The organism is Ramlibacter sp., from assembly GCF_035706265.1.
Classification (GTDB): domain Bacteria; phylum Pseudomonadota; class Gammaproteobacteria; order Burkholderiales; family Burkholderiaceae_C; genus Ramlibacter.
The window spans coordinates 1-4,705 of the sequence record NZ_DASSVG010000049.1 but is presented as its reverse complement, the minus strand read 5'-3'; the positions used below and the strand labels follow the sequence as shown (position 1 = coordinate 4,705).

5 protein-coding genes and 1 tRNA gene are annotated in these 4,705 nt (G+C 70.4%); 4 read left to right on the top strand and 2 right to left on the bottom strand.

Annotation, left to right across the window (positions count from 1 at the left end; translation table 11 throughout):
• The coding region (locus VFM98_RS01710) for a peptidylprolyl isomerase (RefSeq protein ID WP_325108160.1) at positions 1-1,423 on the top strand (1,423 nt) is incomplete at its 5' end.
• 81 nt (positions 1,424-1,504) lie between these two features.
• On the opposite strand, the gene VFM98_RS01705 is transcribed toward VFM98_RS01710, so the two are convergent.
• Positions 1,505-1,580 (bottom strand) — tRNA-His (locus VFM98_RS01705).
• 35 nt (positions 1,581-1,615) lie between these two features.
• A complete protein-coding gene (locus VFM98_RS01700; RefSeq protein WP_325108159.1) occupies positions 1,616-2,605 on the bottom strand; it encodes an NADPH:quinone oxidoreductase family protein in 990 nt (329 codons plus the stop codon).
• Between the two features lie 87 nt (positions 2,606-2,692).
• Here VFM98_RS01700 and surE point away from each other — a divergent pair, with 87 nt between their 5' ends.
• The 3 genes from surE to VFM98_RS01685 all read left to right on the top strand — a co-directional run.
• Positions 2,693-3,466, top strand: coding sequence for a 5'/3'-nucleotidase SurE (surE, locus tag VFM98_RS01695; protein WP_325108158.1), 774 nt, complete (start codon positions 2,693-2,695; stop codon positions 3,464-3,466).
• Positions 3,463-4,227 carry a protein-L-isoaspartate(D-aspartate) O-methyltransferase gene (locus tag VFM98_RS01690; protein ID WP_325108157.1) on the top strand — a complete coding sequence of 255 codons (765 nt, stop codon included), beginning with the start codon at positions 3,463-3,465 and terminating at the stop codon, positions 4,225-4,227. The genes surE and VFM98_RS01690 overlap by 4 nt, the downstream gene beginning before the upstream one ends.
• The coding region (locus tag VFM98_RS01685) for a LysM peptidoglycan-binding domain-containing protein (RefSeq protein WP_325108156.1) at positions 4,224-4,705 on the top strand (482 nt) is incomplete at its 3' end. The genes VFM98_RS01690 and VFM98_RS01685, both read left to right, overlap by 4 nt.

The window sequence follows — 4,705 nt, the reverse complement described above, 5'->3', positions numbered from 1 at the left end:
CGGCGTCACGCAATCCGCCTTCGCGCCGGCCGGCGTGGCGAACGTCGCGCTGGGCAGCTACTTCGAGCGCCGCGAGGCGCAGGTGGCCCGCTTCGACCCGGCCGACTACAAGGCGAAGGTGCAGCCCACCGAGGCGGAGCTGCAGGCCTTCTACAAGGACAACGCGCAGCTGTTCCAGGCCCCCGAGCAGGCGAACATCGAATACGTCGTGCTGGACCTGGCCACCATCGAGAAGACCGTGACGGTGAACGAGGCGGACCTCAAGACCTACTACGAGCAGAACGCCGCGCGCCTGGCGGCGAAGCCCGAGGAGCGCCGCGCGAGCCACATCCTGATCGCGGTGAACAGGAATGCGTCGCCGGAGGACAAGGCCAAGGCGAAGGCGAAGGCCGAGGAACTGCTGGCGCAGGTGCGCAAGAACCCGGACAGCTTCGCCGAGGTGGCGAAGAAGAACTCGCAGGACCCGGGCTCGGCCCCGCAGGGCGGCGACCTCGACTTCTTCGCCCGCGGCGCGATGACCAAGCCTTTCGAGGACGCCGTCTTCGCGCTGAAGAACAAGGGCGACATCGCGGGCCCGGTGGAAACCGAGTTCGGCTACCACATCGTCAAGCTGACCGACCTCAAGGTGCCCAAGCAGCGCACCTTCGAGGAAGCGAAGCCGGAACTGGAGGCGCAGTTGAAGCGCGAGCAGGCGCAGAAGAAGTACGCCGAGGCCGCCGAGACCTTCAGCAACACGGTCTACGAGCAGTCCGATTCGCTCAAGCCGGTGGCCGACAAGCTGAAGCTGGAGATCCGCACGGGCCAGGGCGTGACGCGCAACCCGCAGCCGGGCGCCACCGGCGCGCTGGCCAATCCCAAGTTCCTGCAGGCGCTGTTCGCGCCCGAGGCCACCGAGCGCAAGCGCAACACCGAGGCGGTGGAATTCGGGCCCAACCAGCTCGTCTCCGGCCGCGTGACGCAGTACGCGCCGGCCCGCACGCGTCCGTTCGAGGAGGTGAAGGAGCAGGTGCGCGAGCGCGTGGTCGCCGCCAAGGCGGCCGAACTGGCGCGCAAGGACGGCGAGGCCAAGCTGGCCGAGTGGAAGGCCAATCCGGCCGCCGCGCAGGTGGGCGAGGCCGTCACGCTCTCGCGCGTGGACGCCAAGCAGCCGCCCAAGGTGGTCGAGGCCGCGCTGCGCGCCGACGCCTCCAAGCTGCCGGCCCTGGTGGGCGTGGACCTCGGGCCCGAGGGTTACGCGATCGTCAAGGTGAACAAGGTGCTGCCGCGCGAAACCCCGCAGCCGCAGCAGGCCCAGCAGGAACTGCAGCAGTACTCGCAGGCCTGGACGCGCGACGAGGCGCTGGCGTACTACAACGTGCTCAAGGACCGCTACAAGGCGGAGATCCTGGTGCCGCAGCCGAAGGGCGAATTGCCGAACCAGTAAGCCACCGGTCGTCCCCGCGCAGGCGGGAGGCCCGGAAAGGAAAAAGCCCTGAAGGCTCGCGCCTTCAGGGCTTTTCGGTTCTGGGGTGGCTGATGGGACTCGAACCCACGACAACAGGAATCACAATCCTGGACTCTACCAACTGAGCTACAGCCACCGTGAGCCCGCCATTATAGCCGGGCCGCGGCCACTTTACGCGTTGACCAGCACGAGTTTGCCTTTCACCTCGCGCGAGCCCATGCGGGAGTAGGCCGCCTGGAGCTCGGCCATCGGCATGGTGCGGTCGATCACGGGCTTGATGCGGCCCTCGGCGTACCACTGCGCCAGCGCCTGCAGCGTGGCCGCGGCGGTCCTGGGCTCGCGCCGCGCGAGCTCGCCCCAGAACACGCCGACCAGCGAAGCGCCCTTCAGCAGCGGCAGGTTCAAGGGCAGGGCGGGAATCGGGCCGGCGGCGAAGCCGATCACGCAGTAGCGGCCGCGCCAGGCGATCGAGCGGAAGGCGGGCTCGGCCAGCTCGCCGCCCACCGGGTCGTAGACCACCTCCGGGCCCTTGCCGTCCGTGAGCACCTTGATCTGCTCGCGAAAGGCGTTCGGCGCCGCATGCTGCGTGTAGTTGATGGTGGCATCGGCGCCGATCGAGCGGCACAGCTCGCATTTGGCGTCGGAGGAGGCCGCGGCGATCACGCGTGCGCCCATCGCCTTGGCGATCTGGATCGCCGCCGTGCCCACGCCGCCCGCGGCGCCCAGCACCAGCACCGTCTCGCCGGCCTGCAACTGGGCGCGGTCCACCAGCGCATGGTAGGAGGTCGCGTAGGTCATGATGAAGGCCGCCGCGTCCACGAAGGGGAAGCCGGCGGGCAGCGGCACGCAACGCTCGGCCGGCGCGAGCGTGTGGGTGCCGAAGCCGCCCGTGCCCGCCAGGCAGGCCACGCGCTGGCCCACCTGCAGGTGCGCGACGCCGGCGCCCACGGCGGCCACGGTGCCGGCGAACTCCGAACCCGGCACGAAGGGCAGGGCCGGCTTGTGCTGGTACTTGTTCTGCACGATCAGCAGGTCGGGGAAGTTGAGGCTCGCGGCCTTCACCTCGACGAGCACCTCGCCCGCCCCCGGCTGGGGCGTGGGCAGGTCCTTCCATTGCAGCGCTTCCACGCCGACGGGGTTTTCGCAAAGCCAGGCTTGCATGCAGCGGTCTCCTTGTTGGGCGCGATCATAGAGGCGCCGGGTGCGCGACCGGTGCCAGGGGGACCGCGACCCTACAATCGCCACAAGATGAAGATCCTGCTCTCGAACGACGACGGCTACCAGGCGCCGGGCATCGTGGCGCTCTACGAGGCGATCCGGGACCTCGGCGACGTCGAAGTCGTGGCGCCGGAGCACAACAACAGCGCCAAGTCGAACGCGCTCACCCTGCACCAGCCGCTGTACGTCAACGAGGCGGGCAACGGCTTCCGCTACGTCAACGGCACCCCGGCCGACTGCGTGCACATCGCGCTCACGGGCCTGCTTGGCTACAAGCCCGACCTGGTGGTGAGCGGCATCAACAACGGCGCCAACATGGGTGACGACACGATCTACTCCGGCACCGTCGGCGCTGCGATGGAAGGCTACCTGTTCGGCATTCCCGCCATCGCCTTCTCGCAGACGGAGAAGGGCTGGGCCCACCTGGATGCCGCCGCCCGCAAGGCGCGCGAGCTGGTGCAGTTCCTCGTGGCGCACCATCGCGCCGAGGACGCGCACTGGCTGCTCAATGTCAACATCCCCAACCGCGCCTACCCGGAGCTCAAGCCCTTCAAGGTCTGCCGGCTCGGGCGCCGCCATGCGGCGGAGAAGGTGATCGCGCAGACCAGCCCGCACGGCCAGATGATGTACTGGATCGGCGCGGCGGGCCCGGCGAAGGACGACGCCGAAGGCACCGACTTCCACGCCAACCTGCAGGGCCACCCCACGATCACGCCGCTGAAGGTGGACCTCACCGACCACGAGGCGCTGCGCTACTGGGCGCAGGCGGCGACGCAGATTCCGCAGGGCGAGGGCAGCCCATGACGCGCCGGCCGGGATTCCCGGCGCGTCTGGGCCCCGCAGCGCCCGCCGCTGCCGTGCGGCGCGCGCCCGTGGCAAGCCCTCCTGCGCGCAGCGCGCCGGCCGGCCTCGGACTCGATTCGCAGGCCGTGCGGGCGCGCATGGTGCAGAAGCTCGCGACGCAAGGCATTGCGGACCCGCGGGTGCTCGCCGCGATGAACGCGGTGGAGCGGCACCGCTTCGTGGACAGCGCGCTCGTCAACCAGGCCTACGAGGACACCAGCCTGCCGATCGGCCTGGGCCAGACCATCTCCAAGCCCAGCGTGGTCGCACGCATGATCGAGCTGCTGCTGGCGGGGCGCACCGATGCCAAGGGGCGCCTCGGCCGCGTGCTGGAAGTGGGCACCGGTTGCGGCTACCAGGCCGCGGTGCTGAGCCAGGTGGCCAGCGAGGTGTACAGCATCGAGCGGCTGCGGGGGCTGCACGAACGCGCGCGCGAGAACCTGCGCGCCTTCCGCCTGCCCAACGTGCACCTGCTGTTCGGCGACGGCATGCAGGGCTACCCCAAGGGCGCGCCGTATGCAGGCATCATCGCTGCGGCGGGCGGCGAGGCCGTGCCGTCGCAATGGACCGATCAGCTCGCCGAGGGCGGGCGCATCGTCGCCCCGATGGTGATGCCGCACGGCGCGCAGGCGCTCGTGATCGTCGAGAAAACCGCGGGTCGGCTGAAGCAGAGCGTCCTTGAGGGCGTTCATTTTGTACCCCTAAAATCGGGCGTCGCATGAGGAAGAGATCGATGGTGTTGCGCGAGCGCGCGTTCGGTGGTGTGGGCCTGGTGCTGCTGTGCGCCGCGTTGACGGCGTGCACGGCGCCGCGGCGCGCCCCCGCGCCGGTGGAAGACCGTGGCCTCGCGCGGTCCGGGGTGGCGACGCTGCCGGCGCCGCGCACGACGCCGCTGCCCGGCGCGGAGAACGAGGGCAAGCCGGGCTACCACACGGTGCGCCCCGGCGAGACGCTGATCCGCATCGCGCTGGAGACCGGCCAGAACTGGCGCGACATCGCGCGCTGGAACAACATCGAGAACCCCAACGTGATCGAAGTGGGCCAGGTGCTGCGCGTGGTGCCGCCGGGCCCGCCGACCGTGGCCCAGGCCGAGCCGCCGCGTGCCACCCCGCCCGCCGTCGCTTCTTCGTCCGTGCTGCCGCCCCTGAACGCCGGCAGCGCGCCCCGTGCAGCGCCGGCCGCGTCCGCTGCCGCCGCACC